Source organism: Marinicella marina, from assembly GCF_030065545.1.
Lineage (GTDB): Bacteria > Pseudomonadota > Gammaproteobacteria > Xanthomonadales > Marinicellaceae > Marinicella > Marinicella marina.
The window spans coordinates 1-21,934 of the sequence record NZ_JASJNC010000008.1; the positions used below are offsets into that span (position 1 = coordinate 1).

Genomic DNA, 21,934 nt, shown 5'->3' on the forward strand with positions numbered 1-21,934 from the left:
AACAAATGGAGAAAACACTACAACCACATTAGGCCACACAGTTCATTGAAATATATGACGCCAGTGGCATTTGCTAATCAGGCAGCATAAAATGAATTATCTCATCCAAGCCGCGGTACTAAGTTGGGGGAAAGGTCACACCAATTTTAAACATCTGTTTTCTCCAAAACTAACTTACCCTCATTAAGCATCAATTTATGTGGGCTGCTACTAAGATAGAACTAATCAAGGACAGACACCACTTTGAATGAATTCTTACAAACTCATCAGATAATTGCTACAGATTATTTCGCCTAAAATGTCCAAAATCATATTTTTAAATGGAATTAATCATGACTATTGCACGAAGCCAGTAGATTTGTGTTGAGGAAACCCCGTATTATCATGTGGTATCTAGATGCGTAAGAAGAGCCTTCCTTTGTGGGGAGGACAGGATATCAGGAAAATCATTCGAACACCGCCGCCAATGGCTCATTGACCGCATCAAACAAGTCACTTCAGTGTATGCTATTGATGTGTGCTCTTACGCTATTATGAACAACCACTTTCATATTGTTTTGAAGATCAATTCAACTAAAGAATGGAACGCCACTCAAGTACTGATGACCTGGTGTTCGTTGTATTCGTTACCTGTTCTTTGTGACCGTTATACAATCAATACAGCGTTTCAATCATCTATTTTGACCAATATCAATGCCAATGAGCTTTAATGGCTTTATGATTAACAGCTCTTATTCAGACTCAAATAACTTGTAGGGGTTTTGCGCACATTCCCTCGTTAATTCATATAATTCTTACTAAGCGCTTGATATTAAATACAAATAAATCAGTTAATTCACCTATTTATTCATTGTCACAACCTTTATTTGATCAATATCAGCTCTAAAAAATGTAGTTAACTCTGCTTTGAATTACAGAAACGGCTTCAATTCCACACATCCCCTCTAAAATTCATATATTTTTCTCTAAGTGATTGATTGTGAATGACATGTTTTGCAAAATGTCATTTTTTATACAAACATGTTATGGCAAAAAATGAGGTAAGGCGGCTTGTAGTCCTAAAAAAAGCCGAGATCGATGAAGTATATTCTCTCCCCTCTTTTAATCACTCAGATAGAGAAGAATTTTTCTCTATGGATGAATCAGTTAAAAAGTTCACCTACAGGTTAAATAAATTTGAAGCTAAAGTATATTTTTTATTGCTATTAGGCTATTTCAGAGCCAAACCATTAATCTATGACTTTTCTGCTTCTGAGGTAACAGAAGATCTTGAGTATGTACTGAACAAGTATTTCAACGGTAAGCAATTAAAACAATTCAAATTAACACAGCAATTTAGAATTCGTTTGATGAATCGGCTTCTGGAGCATCTTGGGTTCATACGATACAAACCAGGAAAACATAAAGCAGAATTATTAAAACGCTTAACTCATACTGCAAAAATTCAAATAGACCCGAGATATATTTTGGATGATTGTATTTCATATTTCAGTCAGAACAGAATTGTGTTGCCTGGGTATACCACTATTTTAGATTTAATAACCAATGTAATTACTTCAGAAAGGAAACGGATCAATAAAGTCTTTAATGCCAGCCTGCCTGGCGACACCAAATCTACTTTGCTTGAAATCCTGAATTCAAAGGATAAATTCACAGAACTTTCAAAACTAAAAAGATCCAGTAGTGATTTTTCAGTTAGTGAAATCAAAAGAGAAATCAAAACACATCAACGAATTCACCCCTTTTATCCGGATTTGAAAGCAGTAATCAAGAAGTTGAACTTGTCACCTGCCAACCTTGAATACTACGCATCTATGGTACGAGTAAAAAGTGTGTATGCGCTGAAGCGGCATGATGACAATCAGACAATTCTTTATTTAATTGCGTACCTATTTTTTCGTTATCAGGAAGCCAATGATAACCTGATCACTGCTTTGGTTTATTTGTCAAGAAAGCTTCATGAATCATCTAAGAAACATGCAAAGAAGAAAGTTCTTGAGGATGTGAATATCATCAGGAAAGAATTAAAAGCAGCGGGTGAATTACTACAAATCTATATCGATGCTGACATTGGAAATGAGATTTCATTTGGCAATATCAGAAAGAAAGCTTACAAAGTTCTATCGAAGAAAAAGATTGAGATTCTTAGTAACCATCTCAGAGATTCGAACTATGACACACATCATTATGAATGGGAATACATTGATAAGAACATCACACAAGTTTCCAGAAAAATACGGTCAATTTTTCTTGTATTGGACCTGGAATACAATCATATTTCAAAGGAGCTTGCAGTTGCTTTTAATCAAACTAAAAAAGAACTGCAGGAACATGGAAAAATCGAATCAATCAATCTTGAGCTCATTAACAAGAATGAGCAAAAGTTTTTTGAGTGCCATGAAAATTCATCAAATCGATTTGAATATTATTTATACAGAAGGATTTACCAACTGTACTCTAAAAACTCGATTACTGTTAAAAACAGTATCAAAAATAAGAGCTTGTCTTCAGATTTAATCAACAGGGGTAGTTGGGAATATGAAAAAGAAAGCATCATAAAAAACACCAACCAACCAGCCATTTCAACGCCCATATCTCAGACGCTTGAATCAAAACTTGATCAACTCGAAACTAAACTCAAATCTTTCAGCAATACCATTGCAATCGGAGGAAATAAATATGTTGAATACCTTCCAGGTAAGCAACAATTCAAATGGTCCATACCAAACAAAAGGTGGCAAGAGAGTGTTGACAACCCCATTTACAAACAAATTCAACATCTTGGAATCGTTGAGTTGATGTCATATGTGGCACAAAAAACTAACTACCTTGATGCTTTTGAACACGCAACAATGTCCAAAGAAAAAGATGATTTACTTTATAACGATTTAATCGCATGTATCCTGGGCAATGGAACCAACTATGGGCTCTATAAGATGGCAAACATATCTGATAGATCAATCGGTAGGTTACGACATGTAGAAGAGACTTTTTTGAGAGCCTCAACTTTGAAAGATGCTAATGACAATATCTCCAACGCCATTGCTGAGTTACCAATTTTCAGCTATTACAACATCAATGACAGAGATTTGTTTTCAAGTATTGACGGTCAAAATTTTGAATGCCGAATCAATACATACAAAGCCAGGTTTTCAGCCAAAGACTTTTTTAAAGGCAAAGCCCTTTCATCTTTATCTCTGGTTTCCAATTGGGTACCGGTCAATGCAATGATAAGTGGATCAAATGAATACGAAGGTCATTTCGGGTTCGATTTGTTATTTAATAATACCTCAGAAATTCAACCCAATGTTTTATCAACGGACACACATGGGACAAACAATGTTAATTTTGCCATTCTGGACTTTTTTGGATATCAATTTGCTCCCAGGTATGCCCGGGTCAAAAAGATATTTTTCGACCTGTTTGTGGTTTTTGAAGACGCGGATTCAAGCCCTTTCATCAAACTAAAAAATGAAGTTAACGAATCCTTGATAGCCAGTGAATGGGACAACATTCAACACATACTATGTTCACTAAGCGAAAAAACTGCTTCACAAAGTACCATTGTCAGAAAGTTGAGTACTGGTAAAAACAGAACCCTCTCAGCCCTACGTGAATATGACCGGCTGATAAAAGCATTGTATATTTTAGAGTTTGTAGATAGTGATGAGCTTAGGCACTATGTTCAGCAAGCACTTAATCGAGGTGAGGCCTATCATCAGCTTCGGAGGGCCATTGCTTCTGTCAATGGTAATAAATTTCGTGGAGGCAATGATTACCAGGTATCACTATGGAATGACTGTGCCAGGCTTGTATCTAACTGCATCATCTATTACAACTCAGCCTTGCTGTCTACATTTCTAAAAATGAGCCAGGATCAAAATAAACCTGAATTAGTTAAATACATTGCACAACTCTCTCCAGTGGCATGGCAGCATATTAACCTGAATGGTGAATACTCATTTCACCCAAATATAAGTGAACTTGATTTGGAATTTATGTTAAGTAGGATTGATACTTTCATATAGGGTTAATTTTTTTTAAGGTATTTGATTAAACCGGGATCTTCTAAAAACTTTTCAATTACAACCTTGATGTAAAGTATTAGGTCTTGGTTTACTTCTTCAATCACAAAGCATTTTTCATATTCGGGATTGTCTTTTAAACCTTCTCTATATTTTTTTTGGATATATTTTTCTAAAGCAGAAAAATTCCCATGAGCAATGCTTGACCGTTGTGAGTAAATTTCACCGAGACGTTTATGTGTTTCATCAAGAGAAATTAATGGGTCATAAAGATAGAGAACGAGAGATGTTTTTAGTTTGAACTGCTTACTGATGGAATCCTCAACGTTAAACCTGTTGTAATCAGGATTATGAGTCAGCATCATTTCCAAAATACTTGTTAAAGTGACAACCTGAAGTTTTTGGTCCACAAAAACATCAAGAAGTGATGCTAGAATTTCTGAGACTGATTCCAATATTTTTACATGGTTTTCTTCATCAATCGAATCTAGTTTTTGTGATTCAATAACAATCAAATCTTTAGCAAAATGAAAATTAGACCAATAGTCGGAATCATGGTTAACTTTATTTCTGTGAGCAAAATAAACAAACTCAAGAATTGAATTATTTACTTTTCTGTCAATTTTAAAGTCTTCTATCCGCTCAAAATCTTTTTGAATTATGAATGAGTTGATTTCAAGACCTTCTAAATCCTTTTGAATTAACAATGACAATAAAGTTGAAAAATTGATCATTTTTTTTGGAATAGACACTAATGGATGATCATCGTTTAAAATAGTAAAGAATCGCGCTTCTGGGTCTTCTCCTCTTAACTGATTAAAGCGGTCTTCAAGTTCTTTGCTACTGCCTTTATCATCAAAGCGAGCAATGACCCACATTTTGGAAATTAATTTAAAGACTGAGTCTTTTGAATTTTTACTGAAGAATGATTTGATATACCGATTTTTACCTCCATAATTTTCTTTGAACAATTGCAATGTATTAGTTAAGGTTACGTTGCCCTCTGGATATTCAGGAGTGTTTTCAACTGGCACCCTTGGTCCACCCATGTCATATTCATGATTAACATCATAAGACTTACTAATATAATTATAGATGGCATCAATTTCTTTTTCAGTTCTTGGATTATCTAGCGAAAAATTGTTTCTTTTTGATATAGCTATAGGCGCATCTATTGGATAAATATATTTTGTTAAGAGAAAGTTCATCTTATGTATTTTTTTCAATTGATAGGTATCTGTAGAAAGTAGCTCGTGATATTTCGAGTGAATCACAAATCTCATTTATACTTAGCGACTTATTTTTGTTCATTTCTTGAGCCATTCTTACTTTGGGATCTCTGGCTGATCTTTTTGGCCTGCCTCCAAGTTTTCCTCTGGCTCTGGCAGCTTCCAATCCAGCTTTAGTTCTTTCTTGAATTAATCGTCTTTCGAACTGAGCGAGGGCTGAGAATATATTAAACATCAACTCACCTGATGCAGTTGTAGTATCAATGGCCCCATCCTGGATTGATTTAAAGCCAATGTTCTTCTCTAACAGTGACTCAATCAGATTTACCAGGTGTGACATTGACCTTCCAAGCCGATCTAGTCTCCATACAATTAATGTGTCTCCAGATTCCAAATTCTCCAAGCAAGCATCTAAACCTGGTCTTGAGCTTTTGGCTCCTGAAATTTTGTCTGTATAAATTAATTTTTTATTACAGCCAGCTTTAAGCAATGAATCAATCTGCAGATTCAATTCCTGATCATCAGTAGAAACCCTAGCATATCCGATTTTCTTACCCAATTTCTCAATAAACCCAAAAAACAAAAGTATATGATACTTTAATTATTGAGACGTGTATATGAGACTTTGCAGTTCAAGCTCATGGTCATCAAATTTTGCTGAATGGTCATGTACCAGAAAACGAACGTTTTATGAAACATATAATAGTCACCGACTATTCCATTAGATAAACTAGCAATCACACTCTTGCAATGACTTAATAATTCCACAATCACCAACTTTTTGATTATTCGAGCAGGAGTCAGTAAGTGCTTCTAACTGTGTTTTTAGGTGTCTAAGTTCCTTCATTTTAATTTTAACCATCTTGACTTGATCATTGATGAGCTCGTTCACTTCTTCACATACGGCATTGGGGTTGTCACGGAGTTCATTAATCCGTTTGATGTCACTCAGCGAAAGGTCCAGGTGGCGACAGTGCTTAATGAATTCCAGCTGTTCAATGACTTTTGAATCATACACCCTGAAATTACCATCAGTTCTACCTGCTGATTTAATTAAATTTTGGGTTTCGTAGTAACGAATGGTTTGAACGGAAAGGTCGGTTTTTTTAGATACTTGTCCGATTTTCATATTTTACTCTTGACTCTATAGTGGCTATAGATATTAAACTGCACGCTTGATAAAAACAAGCACATTCAAATGTCAGATTCTTGCGGTAACAGTTGTAACAATACAGCGCAAAGTACAGATCAAGTCACAAAGGTTCCTGATCATGGGTTGGTCAGTACTTTTGAAGTGACCAAAATGGACTGTCCATCTGAGGAAAGTATGATCCGCATGGCGCTGGAGAATTGTCAGTCTTTAATAGCCATGGACTTTGATATTCCTGGAAGAAGGTTAAAGGTCTACCATGAAAATAGTATCGATGAAATTCAGCAAAAGTTAACAAATTTAAATTTGGGAGCCAGTCTACTTGAGACCCAACAAATTGATTCTGAAGCGTTAACGGATGCCATCAGTAATGCCAATTTAGAAGACAGTAAAGAATTTAAGGTTCTTCTCTGGTTGCTGATTATCAATGCAGTGATGTTTGTTATCGAATTTGTGGTTGGTGTTATTGCTCAATCAACTGGGTTGATTGCAGATTCTTTAGATATGTTTGCTGATGCTGCTGTTTATGCCACTGCAATTTATGCCGTTGGTAAAAGTGATCAGTTGAAACTCAAGGCTGCACACCTATCTGGTTGGTTGCAGGTGTTGTTAGGTTTAGGTGCGTTATTTGAAGTTATGAGGCGATTCATTTATGGCAGTGATCCAGTTTCAACTCTAATGATTGGAATGGGATTGATTGCTTTAGTGGCCAATGTGACATGCTTAATGTTAATTGCTAAGAAAAAAGATTCCGGTGCTCACATGAAAGCCAGCTGGATCTTTTCAGCTAATGATGTTATAGCCAATACAGGTGTAATTTTAGCTGGAGTGCTTGTTATGGTGACAGGATCTGCTTTACCGGATTTAATCATTGGTTTAGTCATCGTAGCTTTTGTATTAAATGGTGCCAGACGAATTTTGCAAATCAAGTCATGACATGCAAAGTGTATTTAACTTGAACAAACTGATAGAATATAGGTCTTAAACAAAAATGACACAAAGACACTTAAATTTAATGGGTTTTAAACTATTCATAATTCTGCTTGTAATGGCTGTATCTTTTCAGTCCATTGCTGCTGTGTCTGATGTTCACCAATCACACCAATCAGGTGCTGAGCATTTAGAGTTTGAACATGAACATGAAGGTGATACCAATTTAACGCCTCAAAAAGAATTAAATTCATTTGATTGTCATCACTGTTGTCATTGCCACGGTGGTCATGTCTCATCCATGCTACCACCATCTTTTAGCTTGGCATATTTAGAATTAAACCAAGCCATTTCTATTTCAGACCATTCTTTTACAAGTAACCTTGCATCCAGGCTTCTTCGGCCACCCCAAGCTTAAATCTTAATATAAACACAGTTTGAAATGCATCCACTACATGGGCGTGTATTTCAAATGCATTTTAATTTTTAAGATTTAGGAAACTTATCATGACTTACTTTAATAAGAACGTGCCACCTGGCGTGTTTAATTGGCGTGGAGCCAATAAATGGTTGTTGATGGTGTTATTAATATCATCAAACCAACTAACTGCTAAAGATATCAATTTGGCAACAGCCATCAATTTGATGCTGGAACAAAACCCGTCACTCAAGATATTTGAGTTGAGAAAGCGCTCACTTGAAGGAGCGCAATACACCGCTGGCTTGAACCCGGAAATCGAAATGGGTTTAGAAGCCGAAAACTTTTTAGGAAGCAAACCGTACACAGCTTTTGACCAAAGTGAATTGACCGTCTCTGTTTCATCAGTTATTGAGCTGGGAGGGAAGAAAGATGCCCGAAAAAACTTTGTCTCAACAAAGTATGGCCTCCTTGATGCGCAAAGGAAAATAAAATCATTGGATCTCATATCCAAGTTAACTGATTCCTTTATTGATGTATTGGCCACACAGGAGCGTGTAAAACTTGCCGAAGAATCAGTGCGACTAAGCGAGGACATTTATGTATCGGTCAAACGCAAAGCAAAAGCTGGAGCCATCAGTGATGTTGAGGTCAAACGATCATTTGCCTCGCTTAAACAAGCACAGTTAACCCTTAACGCTGAACAAAGCAAACTTGAACGACAAAGTGTCAACTTGAGTTTATATTGGTCAGAAAAACAACCTCAGTTCAGTCAATTATCCGGTGAGTTATTTGATTTTGGGGTGGTTAAAGAGATTGGCCAACTCCATCAAAACCTTGAGAAGTCAAATCTAATCCAAGCACTGACGATGAACCAGCGATTGGCAGAGTCTAAGTTGGCAGTTGTTCAGGCTGAATCCAAAGCAGATGTCAATTGGTCTTTGGGTGTTCGCAGGTTTGAAGAAAGCCATGATGCAGCGCTGACAGCTGGATTCAGTATCCCGCTGTTCAAAAGAAAAAGAAATAAGGGTAACTTGATGGAGGTTGAGGCCGATATTGATGCATCCCGTGCTGAACAAAAAATTGCTCTGCTTGAATTGTATGGACAGGTCAATGAATTTTATTCATTGAGACAAGCTGCCATCGAAAAATTCAATGTCCTTGAGAATGAAATCATTCCAGCATTAACTCATGCGCTTGAGTTAACCAAAGAGGCATACCTTGATGGTAGGTATGGCTATCTCGAATACTCAGCTGCCAGAGCTGATTTAATCCAATCTAAAAAATCATTGATTGATACTGCCCAAAGTATCTTGAATTACGGTGTGCAATTGGAGCGAATCACAGCAGAACCCATTTACAACGATATCCAACAAACCCACGGAGGTGACTCATGAAGTCAATTCTATTTAAATTACCCATCATTATTGTACTTTTATCCCTTTCTCTAATAACTCATGCATCTGGTGATCATGATGAGCATGATGGTGATCATGAAGAGCAGCAAATGGTCACAATTGATGATCATATCGCAGAAAAATCAATGATAGAAACTGCCATTGCCTCATCTGGCATCATTAATGAACAACTCAAAGTATATGGAAAAACAGTTAATGATCCAAGCCAAGTCAGCCACATCAGAGCCAGGTTCCCAGGTACAGTGGTCAATGTCAATGTTCAAATTGGTGATACAGTTAAAGTGGGTGACACTTTGGCTTTTGTTGAATCCAATGAGAGTTTGAAAAAATACCCTATCAAAGCACTTATGCCAGGTGTTGTGGTTGCCAGGCATGCCAACCCCGGAGAAATGGCGCTTGATCAAGTGCTATTTACTGTGGCCAACTTTGAAAAAATCTGGGTTGAACTGCAAGTATTCCCAGGTCAGCTGAATCAAATAAACAGTGATCAGCAGGTACTTATTTCAGGATCAGATAAGACTGTTACATCCAAGATTGAGCACATCATTCCTTCACAAGATGAAAGGCCATATTCGGTTGCCAGGGTATTGATTAGTAACCAATCTCGTGACTGGACTACTGGTTTGTTGGTATCAGGACAAGTGAGTATAAATACTACTGAAGCTGATTTGGTTGTTCCTTCCAAAGCCATACAAATCATTGAGAATGAATCTGTGGTGTTTGTTAAAACTGGCAATACATATACAGCTCTTGTGGTCGAGACTGGTCGAACCGATGGAAAGTTCACTGAAATCCTCTCAGGCCTTCATTTAGGTGATGTTTATGTCTCTGAAAATAGTTACTTGATTAAGGCTGATTTAGAAAAATCAGGCGCATCACACGATCACTGAAGGAGGATAAAATGATTGAATCTATTATTAAAGCCTCTATCAACAGGCGCTGGTTGGTCATGGCCGGAGTTTTGTTGTTGATTGGAGCTGGTGTTTGGAATTATCAAAAACTACCGATTGACGCAGTTCCTGATATCACCAATGTCCAAGTGCAAATCAATACCGAAGCACCCGGGTTTTCACCGCTTGAATCAGAACAGCGGATTACTTATCCAGTTGAAACCGCTTTGGCTGGTATTCCAAAACTTTCATACACAAGATCACTTTCACGTTATGGGCTTTCTCAAGTCACTGTGGTTTTTGAGGAAGGTACTGATCTGTACTTTGCCAGAAACCTGATTAATGAACGGTTGGGGGTTATCAAAGGGTTACTCCCAGAAGGACTGGAGCCTGAGATGGGTCCAGTGGCAACTGGTCTTGGTGAAATCTTTATGTACACCGTTGAGGCCGAAGATGGTTACCTTCAGGAGGATGGAACTTCCATTGACTCAACAGAGCTTCGGGAAATTCAAGACTGGATTATCAAACCACAGCTTTCGCTGGTGCCAGGAGTTACTGAAGTAAATAGCATAGGTGGATATAACAAACAATATCATGTGAACCCCAGTCCTGAAAAGATGTTGAGCTATGAGATTTCATTTGAGGATATCAGTGATGCACTTGAGTCAAACAATGCCAATGTCGGAGCAGGCTATATTGAAACCAATGGTCAGCAAATCCTGATCAGATCACCAGGTCAATTAAAAACCATTAGTGACATTGAGGATGTGGTAGTTAAGAACATTGACCATGCACCCATTAAAATCAAAGACATTGCTGAGGTTGGAATTGGTAAGGAACTACGCACCGGTGCTGCCACTCAAGGTGGTGAAGAGACAGTTTTAGGTACAGCCATGATGTTGGTTGGTGAAAACTCAAGAGCTGTAGCGCAAGCTGTCGCTCAGAAGATCGATGAGATTAAGAGTACTTTACCGGAAGGGGTTGTGATTGATTCGGTTTATGATCGAACTACCTTGGTTGATAAGGCCATTTGGACAGTACAAAAGAACCTGACTGAAGGGGCTTTGTTGGTCATTGTTATTTTGTTTTTGCTTCTGGGTAATTTCAGAGCAGCTTTGATCACAGCTGCTGTGATTCCACTTGCCATGTTGGCAACCATCAGTGGCATGGTTGAGGCTGGTGTTTCAGCCAATTTAATGAGCTTGGGCGCTTTGGATTTTGGTTTGATTGTTGATGGTGCGGTGATCATAATTGAGAATTCCATTAGAAGGCTCTCTGAGGCCCAGAAAGAGAAAGGGCTTTTACCTCTTAAAGAAAGGTTAGAAGTTGTTTTCAGTGCAACCAATGAGGTTATCAGGCCTAGTTTGTTTGGTGTGATCATCATTACGGTCGTTTATATTCCGCTGTTTTCCTTAACTGGTGTGGAAGGTAAGATGTTTCACCCGATGGCATCAACTGTGGTGATGGCGCTGCTATCTGCCTTGGTGCTTTCATTTACCTTTATCCCTGCAGCGATTGCCATATTTATGAATGGTAAGGTCAGTGAGAAAGAAAGCTTCATCATTCGTGGTGCCAAATCCATATATCAACCCTTGTTAAAAGCAGCCATTAAATTACGTTGGTTGGTTTTGGTTGGTGCCTTGGCGTTGGTCAGTTTTGCTGGGTGGTTAGCAACCACATTGGGCTCAGAGTTTATTCCTGAACTCAATGAGGGTGATATTGCCATGCATGCAATGAGGATACCAGGTACAGGTTTAGAGCAAGCCATCCAGATGCAAAAGGTGTTGGAGGAAAGGATTTTGGAATTTCCACAAGTTGCAAAAGTGTTTGCCAAAATTGGTACACCTGAAGTTGCAACCGATCCTATGCCACCAAATGTAGCTGATAATTTCATCATGCTCAATCCCAGGGACCAGTGGCCAGATCCAACCCTAACTCAAAGTGAATTGGTTGAGCAAATTGAAGCAGCGGTGCGTGAACTTCCAGGTAATAACTATGAATTCACTCAACCTATCCAGATGCGCTTTAATGAACTCATATCTGGCGTCAGAGCCGATTTGGGCATTAAGGTGTTTGGTGATGACTTGGATCAGCTGCTTGAATCAAGCAATGAGATACTTGAAGTCATTGAGCAGATCGATGGTGTGGCTGATGGCCGGGTAGAACAAGTGACTGGCCTACCCATGCTTTCGGTGATACCTGACCGAGTATCTTTATCACGCTATGGCATTAATGTGGCTGATGTTCAACATGTTGTTCAAACTGCCATTGGTGGCCAAGGGGCTGGAACCATATATGAAGGTGACAGACGATTTGAAATCATGGTTCGATTAGATGAGTCGTTGCGGCGTGATTTGAGTCGTTTATCTGAGCTTCCAGTGCCTTTAAATGATGGCAGCTACGTGCCTTTAAGTGAGGTTGCCGAGTTGATTCAGGCACCAGCACCCAATCAGATTAGTAGGGAAAATGGTAAACGTCGTGTGGTGGTTACTGCCAACGTCAGAGATCGGGACTTAGGTTCATTTGTGGATGAGGCGAAAATCAAAATTGCATCAGATGTCAAACTACCAGCTGGTTACTGGCTTGATTATGGCGGCACTTTCGAACAGTTGGAATCGGCCAGTCAAAGGCTCTCTATTGTTGTACCCATCACTTTGATCATTATTTTTGGCCTGCTGATCATGGCATTCAGCTCCTTTAAAGATGCATTGATTATATTCACTGGTGTTCCATTGGCGCTAACAGGTGGGGTGATATCACTTTGGTTAAGGGGCATGCCATTTTCAATATCAGCAGGAGTTGGCTTCATTGCCTTATCTGGCGTGGCTGTTCTCAATGGTTTAGTGATGCTCTCATTTATCAAGGATTTATGGGAAAAAACAGGTAATCTTTACCATTCGGTGATCAAAGGGGCAATGACACGCCTGCGTCCGGTTTTGATGACAGCACTGGTTGCAAGCTTGGGATTTGTGCCAATGGCACTGAACACCGGTACTGGTGCTGAAGTACAACGCCCACTTGCTACAGTTGTCATAGGCGGCATCATTTCATCAACATTATTAACATTATTTATCCTGCCCATTTTGTATGAATGGGTGTCAAAGGATAAAAAAGAAAATGGAGAAAAATCATGAGCTCACATGAACATACAGAAAACGACGGTCATGATCACAATCATGAAAACAGTGGTTATCTACCAGCAATCACATCATTTATATTATTACTCACTGGTTTAGCCATTGAGCATGTTTTTAAGTATGAGTTCTTTGACGGGTGGGTTTTAGTTACCTGGTACATTGCAGCTTATTTGCCAGTTGCCCTTCCGGTAATTAAAGAGACTATCGAGGCACTCAAGAATGGAGAGGTTTTCACAGAGTTTTTCTTGATGACTATTGCGACAGTTGGTGCCATGGCTATAGGAGAGTATCCAGAAGGTGTTGCAGTGATGTTGTTTTACGCCATTGGAGAGTTGTTTCAAAACGCTGCAGTTAATCGAGCCAAGAATAACATCACAGCTTTGCTCGATGTGAGGCCTAAAACTGCACATGTGCTTACTAACGGTAATTATCAGACAGTAGACCCAGAGTCTGTCAAGATTGGCGATACCATTCAAATTAAGGTGGGTGAGAAAGTACCGCTTGATGGGAAGTTAATTTCTGATAAGGCCAGCTTGAATGCAGCTGCAATAACAGGAGAGAGTAAGCCTCAAAGTTTAATTGAAGGTGAAAATGTTTTGGCAGGTTCAATTAATCTTGAGTCAGTAATTGAGGTTGAGGTTGAAAAGCTATATAACGATTCATCTGTGGCAAAAATACTTAACCTGGTTCAAAACGCAACAGCTAAAAAAGCCAAGACTGAATTACTTATCAGAAGGCTTGCCAAAATATACACCCCCATCGTGGTTTATTTGGCCATTGCAATTTGCATTCTTCCTTATTTTTTTGTTGAAACCTATCAGTTTCAGGATTGGCTATACAGGGCATTGATATTCTTAGTGATTTCCTGTCCCTGTGCATTAGTGATATCTATACCACTTGGGTACTTTGGTGGCCTGGGAGCAGCCTCAAAAAATGGCATCTTGTTTAAAGGAGCTACTTTCATGGATACCTTGATACAAGTAAACACTTTGGTCATGGACAAAACAGGAACGGTGACCAAGGGAACATTTAAGGTCAAAGAAATCAATATCTCAAATGATATGACTGAGGATGAATTCATGAGCTATGTTTTGTCACTGGAGAAGACATCAACCCACCCAATTGCCAAAGCCATCATGCAATATGAAAATTCCGCTGATATTTCTGATGCCAGTGATGTTGATGAAATAGCTGGGAAAGGTCTAAGAGGAATAGTGAAGAGCAAGAGTGTGCTAGCCGGCAATAAAAAGTTAATGGATCAATTTGAAATCAAAACACCTGATGAAATTGATTCAATAGTTGATAGCATTGTTTTGGTTGCAATTGATGGTGATTATGCTGGTTTTGTAACCATCTCGGATGAATTAAAAGATGATGCAAATCAAACCATTTTGGCAATCAGGAACTTAGGTATCAAAGAAATTGTCATGCTTTCAGGTGACAAGGATTCGATCACACAAATGGTTGCTGGAGAATTATCAATCAGCCAAGCCAGGGGTGGCTTACTTCCTGAGGATAAATTGAACCATGTAGAAAAGCTCAAGGAAGACCCAACTAAGGTCATTGCTTTCATGGGTGATGGGATCAACGATGCACCGGTGTTGGCAACCAGTCACTTAGGTATTGCTATGGGTGCCAATGGCAGCGATGTGGCTATTGAAACGGCTGATATGATTATTCAGACAGACCAACCCTCAAAATTTGTTACGGGCTTTAATATCAGTAAGTCCACTCAAGGAGTCATTTGGCAGAATATCATTCTGGCATTTGGTGTAAAGGTGCTTGTTTTAATCTTGGGTGCAGCTGGTATGGCTACCTTGTGGCAAGCGGTTTTTGCTGATGTTGGTGTGGCGTTATTGGCAATATTAAACGCTGTGAGATTACAAAAAATGAAGTGGTAATGTTCAACAACGGCAAGCTGCCAATCGGTAGCTTGCTATCACTTATAATCAGAAATACGTTTATTTAAATCGAGTCTTGACTCTATAGTTACTATAGATATTAAAATTGGAGATAACATGTAATTAAGAGTTATTATGCAAACCAAAAAAACAAATAAAATTGATGGTGGGACTGAAGCCATAAACAAAATTTACACATCCAGCACTGAAATTTTGGACTATGAAAACCTAAGTATTCAAAACTTAATCAAATCAAGAGCGTGGATGAAATTGAATGAGTACGAAAAAATTGGAGCTGCCTATCAATATGTACGTGATGAGGTGAAATTTGGCTACAACATAAGTGATGACATTCCAGCAAGCCAAGTGCTTTCAGATGGTTATGGTCAGTGCAACACCAAGGGCAATCTGCTTATGGCGTTACTTCGTGGTCTTGGCATATCTTGTAGGTTTCATGGATTTACCATAGACCAGAAACTTCAAAAAGGTGCGATACCAAGTTATATTTTTTGGCTGGCCCCTAAATACATCATTCACAGTTGGGTAGAAGTTTTTTATGAAGGGCGATGGATTAATCTTGAAGGGTTCATTCTAGATCAACCTTACCTAAGTGCTATTCAAGCGAAATTCCCAAGTGAAAAAGGCTCGTTCTGTGGATACGGTGTGGCAACAACTTGTTTGTCAAATCCTGAGATTGACTGGCAAGGGAAAGATACTTACATTCAAAAGGAAGGTATACATGATGATTATGGTGTATATGACTCGCCAGATGATTTTTATTCTGAGGTTGGGACAAACCTCTCCGGAATTAAAAAGTGGCTTTATGAACGACTAATGAGGCATTTGATTAACTGGAATGTTTCACGGTTAAGAAAGAAAATAATTTAGGTTGTGCTCATTCAAATTCATGAGGAAAGTTAGGCTTCAAAGTGATGCAATATTCATCAACCCGTAACTGTTTGCATGAATACACCTGTTGGTCCAATATACAACTTGGGCCTGACTTTACTTATCCTGGGGTATTTGATCCATCAGTACATTATGAAAATGATTAAACCATATTTCCTAAAAAAGCATTTAAATACAGACACCTATCAAAATATGTGTGAATTTTCGAGGGAATGGGTGAATTAAAAGAGGCTACAAATGCTAAAACCAGAATTCATTGACCGAATTTAGGCTCAATTCAATGATATTGTGGCCTAAAAGTTGACTAATCGGAAAATTACATGCCTTAAAAATGATTTAAATCAGCAACATAGATGGAAATATGTGAATTTTCGAGGGAATGTGCGCAAAACCCCTTGTACACATTCGGTTATAAAATTTATCAATGATTGATGCCCTTCTGCTGATAACTGCTGTCGGTATATTGGGTTGGTCAAGCCTCATAACCATTAATGCTTCGGTTAAATTGGCACAAATTTACCAACTTTCAGATTTATTTGTTGGCATGGTGATTTTGGCCATCGGCAGTGATTTACCTGAGCTGGTTGTTGCCATCTCTGCATCCTTGGACTCTTTGGCTGGTAAGGACATGTCTGGCATTATTTTTGGCACCAGTATTGGTAGTGCTTATACCCAAATTGGCTTTGTCCTTGGATTTATGGGTTTGGTTACTTATGTGCTGGCTACAAAGCGAGAAATATTTTTAGTCGGTTCTACTTTGCTGTTATCAGTCATATTGTTGTTATTGATGGGTTTAGACTTGATGATTGGTGCTTTGGATGGAGCGATTTTAATCGCGGTTTATGGTGCTTATTTAATGGTTCTTTTTTTTGACGGCAAGCACAACTCAACCAATGAAGCATTGGTTATACACCCTCGCTTAATGACTTGGTTGAAGCTGATTGCCGGATTGGTCATTATTACTTTCAGTGCTGAATTGACTGTTAACAGTGCTGCCAATTTAGCGGTACTATTCGAACTGCCACAATCTGTGGTGGCAGTGATGATCATTGGCCCTGGAACCAGTTTGCCTGAATTCGCTATTTCTTTGCGTGCAGTTTTAAGTAAACGCAACAGTTTGTCCATAGGTAATATACTGGGCAGTAATGTTTTTGACACATTGGTACCTATAGGTGCCGCGGCTTTAATCAGCCCAGTTTTGATTCAGTCATCTTATTTAGAATTTGATTTACCCGGTCTATTCGTACTAACTTCAGCATGCTTGTTCTTCTTGGTTTATAAAAGAGGCATTCAAAAGATCGAAGCCCTGATTATATTATCCCTCTATTTTTCATATTTAATTTTCAAGGTGTTCTGAAGCTCATTGTAAAAAAATCATTGAACAATTCATTCACCTGATCAAACCCGATAAGCAGATAGAGTCAGCTAATTTGGCAAACATATGGTATTTAAAAAATGACTTAAACAAACCTCTCAGAAAAAAATATCTTAAGGTATCAGACCACACGATTGAGCCATTTACTCACAACGATTCATCGAAGCAAATTTCAAGACAAAAAACCTCACGAGGCCTTGGGTTTTTCAAAAAAAGTTTGTAACTTCTTTGATGTGAGTTGAGTTAACATAATGTCAAAGCAGTGACTTAGATCATAATTCTGCAGTGACCAATAGCTTTTGATCACTGCAGTTTGATTTCAAGGTGTTGCTAAATACTTTGAGGGTGAATCAATCAGCTAATTCTTCATTAACTTTAACCAGAAGCTGCTCAATTTCTCTGTGTCTGCCTTCATCTGCTTTAGGCCGGTCAGTTCTTGGCTCCGCTGATTTTGCTTTTTGTAAATGATTTTTGGCAGTTAAGTAATCCTCTTCTTCGTATAAAAATTCGGCATAAAAATAATTTGAGTCAATGCCTTCTGGATTATATTTCAAGCCTTGTTTAAGCAGTTTCATGGCCTTTTTATCACTGCCAAATCCAATTGGCCAACCAGGCACTTTACTGTAAAGTATTCCTAAACTGGTATAGGCCGAACCATTGAGTGCTGAACCATCAATTTGAATGGCTTCTTCGTAAGCAGCTTTGGCTTTTTTAGCCAGACTCAAGGCACCTATACCACCTTTAGCCCCTGCATAGGAAGAATAGACAATACCCTCCCAAATCCAAGACTCTGCATCTTGAGGGTGGTTTAATCTGATTTGGGTGGCGACATTTGATAACTTTTCAAAAGCCTTTTCTTTGGCATCGCCATCGGGCATGTAATTTACTTCGGCCCACTGCTTTTGAATTTCTACGACTTCTTCCGACATGGCTGCCTGGGTCTGAATACTGAATGATAGTAATGTATAGATTGTTAAATAGATGCATGTATTTTGTTTCATGACTTAACCTCGTTGTTTAAATGATGTTGGATGGTTTTTTGGTCCTTGTTAATGCCCTTGGTTACCAGACTGGGCATCAACGCGTTGATTTTTACGAAAAACTTTTCTGGCCAGCCGTAGAACTTTTCTGAGTGTTTCTTTTCGATTGAATCAATGATTGATTGTGCAATTTTTGTTGGCTTATCTACGGCATTCCCCAATTGTGAATTCAATGCATTGACTTCATTAGAATTGATGTTGGTTGACATGGCTCTTGGGGATAAGTATTGAGCTGTTGTTGATGTGCCGTTAAGTTCTCTATTCAAAGCCTGGGTAAAACCACGCAGTCCAAATTTACTGGCACAATAGGTATTAAACCCAGGGAAACCAATGCCACCAAAGCTAGATCCGATGTTAATGATTTGAGCCCGATTACCAGCTTTCAGCCAAGCAAGTAGTTTTTTGCTTAATATCATGGGCGCTATGAGGTTCACATTGACCGTATCAATGATGGCTTGGTCATCACAATTTTCTAAATATGAAACATGACTGACTGCCGCATTATTTATTAACATGCGAATTGGCCTGTCAGAACCATTGGCTAATTGATTGATGGCATCTAAAGTAAATGGATCTGATACATCTCCTGACATGAAATGTGTTTGACTGGGCAGTTCTGATGCCAGTGACTTTAATTTCTCAAGGTTCCTGCCAACCAAAATGAGTTCAACACCTCTTTCAGACAGTGATGTGGCAAGTGCTCTGCCCAAGCCACCATAAGCACCGGTTAAAACCACTACAGTCTGGTCCCATTGGATGCTGTTAGTCATGACAAACTCTTAAAAATATTGGCATAAAGTTGATAGAACCTGATGGCAGAGTGAATCACGATATCTACTTGAGAATCAGTCATTCGGTTAATAAGGTCTTGAAAAAACTTTTGGTGGTCTTGATCTAAATCTCCATGAGAATATAAATAAGTAAATGCATTGTTGGGCAGCGACAGTGAATCCTTGATGGTGTTGGCCGCTTTGGTAGCCAAGGCAACACTGGTACCTTCCAGTACATGAACCATGCCTAGAAAGGTTAATGGGTCTTTTCTACTGATAGAATCATAGGCGTAGGCAACCATCATTTCTGTTGCAAAGGCAGGTTCTGACTGACTCACTTCTGTTGGGTTACCGCCAGCCGCTTTGATGTCATTAAGAATCCATTTTTCATGACCAATCTCCTCTTCTATATATTCCGCCATGGCAGATCGCAGCCACTCATCCTGATGTGAAATACGGCTACCGGTGTACATCAGCAAAGGCACTGTGTGTTTAACATGGTGGTATGCCTGGGTTAAAAAGGCGATGTAAGTATCTCGGGAAATATTGCCTTGCATTGCTTGATTGATAACAGGAACATCAAGTAATTCTTGTTGTTCTTTTTGCGTATCAATGCATAATTTTTCAAATTGCGTTGGCTTGTTTTTTAATGCTTGTTGCATATAAATTCTCCAATTGATCTTTATAATGATGAATGATTTGAAATGGTTTTGTTTTACCTGAATTGGTTAACATGTCATCAGCGACAGTGAACGGTTGAACTGTTAAATACTGCTCGATCCTTGCATAATCAGGTAATGTTTGGTTCAGTTGGGTTATCGCCCTATTCAACTGGTTTGGGTTCAGTTGGGTCACTATCAAAGCTGAAATAAAAGGCTTGCCTTCGCCATAAACGACAGCTTGAAATATGCCATTAATTGATAAAAGCGCCCCTTCAATCCAATCAGGCATGATATTTCTGCCAAATGAATTGATGATGATGTTCTTTTTTCTGCCAGTGATGATTAATTCATTTTGATCATTGAGATAACCCATATCACCGGTTTTATACCTGGTGGCATTTTCTTGGCTATCGACAGCCTCTTCCTCACCCAAATAACCTAAAAACATGGGTCCTGTGACTTCTATTTCTCCGTCTTCGGCCAGTGTTAAGTCACAATGCGCAAGGGCTTTCCCGACTGTGCCTGGAGCGATTGTGTTGGTATCCAACGTAATCACTGAACCACATTCGCTGATGCCATAACCTTGATAAACGGGTAGCCCCAAATGATGTGCTTGTTCAATGGTGCTTTTGGTGCAAACCGCGCCACCCACAGCGATGAATTTAATGAAGCTCAAGTCGGCTTTGACACTTATTTGGTAACTGATTAATTGTTTCAACATTTGCGGCATCATAATCATGCTGTCTGGCTGATGTAGGAGTAACGCATCCACTAATTTTTTTACATCGAACTGGCCAGAACCCGTTAATCCAACATCTGCCAAAGGGGGACTGATGATTTCAAGTTCGGCATAATCATTGGCATAGTGAGCCGCCATGTTTTCAAGTAACACACTGTAAGGTAATAAGCTGATATGCTTGGTTAAGTTAAATTCAGCTGTAGCCCCAGCCAACGATTGACCCACTCTGGAGAGGTGTTGTTTACTCAGACAAACGCCCTTAGGAGTCCCCGTTGAACCTGAAGTGAAAGTGATTTTATGGGTGCCATGATGCAAAGTTTTTGCTGAATACTTTTTTCTGCTCAAAAAACAGATTCCTTGGGAATAATCTTCACAAGCAGAGAAACCCAAACTTTCATAGAAAGGCTTGATTGACTCATGACAAACTACACAATTAACAGCGGCTTTATCAAGCATGTGGTTAATTTGTTGTTGTGTAAAAAAGTGCGGCACAGGAACCAGTACCCAGCCTAGTTCAGTGGCCACTCGATCAGTTTCCAGCCAGTGTTTGCCATTATCCAAATGAATCGCCAAGTGTGCAGGTTCATTTGGATGCAGATCATCATACTGATAAATTTGATTGATTAAATGATTCATAGTAATTCAATCAAATGAGGTTTCTGGTGATGTCCGAGTAATACACCGCAGGTTTGAAGTCGTAATACCTGCCCCAGTCAGTTTTCGAATCGAACAAAGCAGCTTGATGCGCATGTTGTAAATGAGTCAACTTGATCCCTAAACGGTTAAATGCCACTTTGATCGGTCTGGATAAAGTATAAATAGCCCATCTGACGTTGAGTGTTTTTAAAAATTGACCTACCAGTGGGATAACCGTATTTACATCTGAATTCCTACCTACCACAAAGTGTCCCAGTTCAATTATTTCGTCTCTGTCAATGGCATTTAATTCTTTTTGTTCTAGTTCAAATTCAATCGAATGACTTAAATAATTTTCAGAAAAAAGCTTGTAATCATCGGCATAACGCAACCCAACAGCCCCTAAATAACGATCATTTTCATCATCCTTAATAGCCAAGATGATGGGGAAAAAATCCATCAGCTTGGCAGAAAAATGTTTCTCATAGCCATCAGCTATAAACTCTTCAACCGCCGCCCTATTATCATCAGCTGGTGATATCAACATGAGCCGTAAGCCCATTGAGTGCGGTGTGCATTGGGTTAAAGCTTTATTATTATGAATTGATTGGTTCTTAATAAGTCTGTTTTTATTTTTATAAAAACGTTTATTTTCAATAGGTAAGTTTGCAATTTTATTAAACATTAATCAGCCTGTTATGTTGT

18 protein-coding genes are annotated in these 21,934 nt (G+C 38.8%); 10 read left to right on the forward strand and 8 right to left on the reverse strand.

The window, feature by feature from the left end; genetic code table 11:
* Window positions 1–90 (forward strand): integrase core domain-containing protein (locus QNI24_RS15485; RefSeq protein ID WP_430539204.1); only part of this gene is annotated, 90 nt, incomplete at its 5' end.
* Between the two features lie 935 nt (window positions 91–1,025).
* Window positions 1,026–4,028 carry a Tn3 family transposase gene (locus QNI24_RS12625; protein WP_267176686.1) on the forward strand — a complete coding sequence of 1,001 codons (3,003 nt, stop codon included), beginning with the start codon at window positions 1,026–1,028 and terminating at the stop codon, window positions 4,026–4,028.
* Window positions 4,029–4,030: 2 nt separating this feature from the next.
* On the opposite strand, the gene QNI24_RS12630 is transcribed toward QNI24_RS12625, so the two are convergent.
* The 3 genes from QNI24_RS12630 to QNI24_RS12640 form a co-directional block, all read right to left on the reverse strand.
* Window positions 4,031–5,233, reverse strand: coding sequence for a hypothetical protein (locus QNI24_RS12630; RefSeq protein ID WP_267176685.1), 1,203 nt, complete (start codon window positions 5,231–5,233; stop codon window positions 4,031–4,033).
* 1 nt (window position 5,234) lies between these two features.
* Entirely contained in the window at window positions 5,235–5,813 is a 579-nt protein-coding gene (locus QNI24_RS12635) for a recombinase family protein (RefSeq protein WP_267176684.1), read from the reverse strand.
* A 171-nt stretch (window positions 5,814–5,984) separates the two neighbouring features.
* Window positions 5,985–6,383, reverse strand: coding sequence for a Cd(II)/Pb(II)-responsive transcriptional regulator (locus tag QNI24_RS12640; protein WP_267176683.1), 399 nt, complete (start codon window positions 6,381–6,383; stop codon window positions 5,985–5,987).
* Between the two features lie 69 nt (window positions 6,384–6,452).
* Here QNI24_RS12640 and QNI24_RS12645 point away from each other — a divergent pair, with 69 nt between their 5' ends.
* The 8 genes from QNI24_RS12645 to QNI24_RS12680 all read left to right on the forward strand — a co-directional run bounded on the left by QNI24_RS12645 (window position 6,453) and on the right by QNI24_RS12680 (window position 17,364).
* Window positions 6,453–7,340, forward strand: coding sequence for a cation efflux transmembrane domain-containing protein (locus tag QNI24_RS12645; RefSeq protein WP_267176682.1), 888 nt, complete (start codon window positions 6,453–6,455; stop codon window positions 7,338–7,340).
* Window positions 7,341–7,419: 79 nt separating this feature from the next.
* A complete protein-coding gene (locus QNI24_RS12650) occupies window positions 7,420–7,752 on the forward strand; it encodes a hypothetical protein (protein ID WP_267176681.1) in 333 nt (110 codons plus the stop codon).
* An 89-nt stretch (window positions 7,753–7,841) separates the two neighbouring features.
* Window positions 7,842–9,149, forward strand: a complete 1,308-nt coding sequence (locus QNI24_RS12655; RefSeq protein ID WP_267176680.1) for a TolC family protein — start codon at window positions 7,842–7,844, stop codon at window positions 9,147–9,149.
* On the forward strand, window positions 9,146–10,060 hold the full coding sequence (locus QNI24_RS12660; protein ID WP_267176679.1) for an efflux RND transporter periplasmic adaptor subunit: 915 nt from the start codon (window positions 9,146–9,148) through the stop codon (window positions 10,058–10,060). Before QNI24_RS12655 ends, QNI24_RS12660 begins: the two co-directional genes overlap by 4 nt.
* Before the next feature lie 11 nt (window positions 10,061–10,071).
* The gene (locus tag QNI24_RS12665; RefSeq protein ID WP_267176678.1) at window positions 10,072–13,194 is read left to right on the forward strand and encodes an efflux RND transporter permease subunit; all 3,123 of its coding nucleotides are present in this window, start codon (window positions 10,072–10,074) and stop codon (window positions 13,192–13,194) included.
* Window positions 13,191–15,098, forward strand: coding sequence for a heavy metal translocating P-type ATPase (locus QNI24_RS12670; protein ID WP_267176677.1), 1,908 nt, complete (start codon window positions 13,191–13,193; stop codon window positions 15,096–15,098). The genes QNI24_RS12665 and QNI24_RS12670 overlap by 4 nt, the downstream gene beginning before the upstream one ends.
* Window positions 15,099–15,233: 135 nt before the next feature.
* Window positions 15,234–15,986, forward strand: a complete 753-nt coding sequence (locus QNI24_RS12675) for a transglutaminase-like domain-containing protein (protein WP_267176676.1) — start codon at window positions 15,234–15,236, stop codon at window positions 15,984–15,986.
* Between the two features lie 445 nt (window positions 15,987–16,431).
* Window positions 16,432–17,364: a sodium:calcium antiporter gene (locus tag QNI24_RS12680; RefSeq protein ID WP_267176675.1), complete on the forward strand. Its 933-nt coding sequence runs from the start codon at window positions 16,432–16,434 to the stop codon at window positions 17,362–17,364.
* 368 nt (window positions 17,365–17,732) lie between these two features.
* Here the strand turns inward: QNI24_RS12680 and QNI24_RS12685 are convergent, their stop codons facing one another.
* Genes QNI24_RS12685 through QNI24_RS12705 form a run of 5 tightly spaced genes read right to left on the reverse strand, consistent with a single transcriptional unit; the run spans window position 17,733 to window position 21,776 of the window.
* Window positions 17,733–18,383, reverse strand: coding sequence for a tetratricopeptide repeat protein (locus tag QNI24_RS12685; protein ID WP_267176674.1), 651 nt, complete (start codon window positions 18,381–18,383; stop codon window positions 17,733–17,735).
* Entirely contained in the window at window positions 18,380–19,192 is an 813-nt protein-coding gene (locus QNI24_RS12690; protein ID WP_267176673.1) for an SDR family oxidoreductase, read from the reverse strand. The genes QNI24_RS12685 and QNI24_RS12690 overlap by 4 nt, the downstream gene beginning before the upstream one ends.
* Window positions 19,189–19,854: an iron-containing redox enzyme family protein gene (locus tag QNI24_RS12695; protein ID WP_267176672.1), complete on the reverse strand. Its 666-nt coding sequence runs from the start codon at window positions 19,852–19,854 to the stop codon at window positions 19,189–19,191. The genes QNI24_RS12690 and QNI24_RS12695 overlap by 4 nt, the downstream gene beginning before the upstream one ends.
* Window positions 19,817–21,229: an AMP-binding protein gene (locus QNI24_RS12700; protein ID WP_267176671.1), complete on the reverse strand. Its 1,413-nt coding sequence runs from the start codon at window positions 21,227–21,229 to the stop codon at window positions 19,817–19,819. Before QNI24_RS12700 ends, QNI24_RS12695 begins: the two co-directional genes overlap by 38 nt.
* Before the next feature lie 10 nt (window positions 21,230–21,239).
* The gene (locus tag QNI24_RS12705) at window positions 21,240–21,776 is read right to left on the reverse strand and encodes a thermostable hemolysin (RefSeq protein WP_267176670.1); all 537 of its coding nucleotides are present in this window, start codon (window positions 21,774–21,776) and stop codon (window positions 21,240–21,242) included.
* Between the last annotated feature and the right edge of the window lie 158 nt (window positions 21,777–21,934).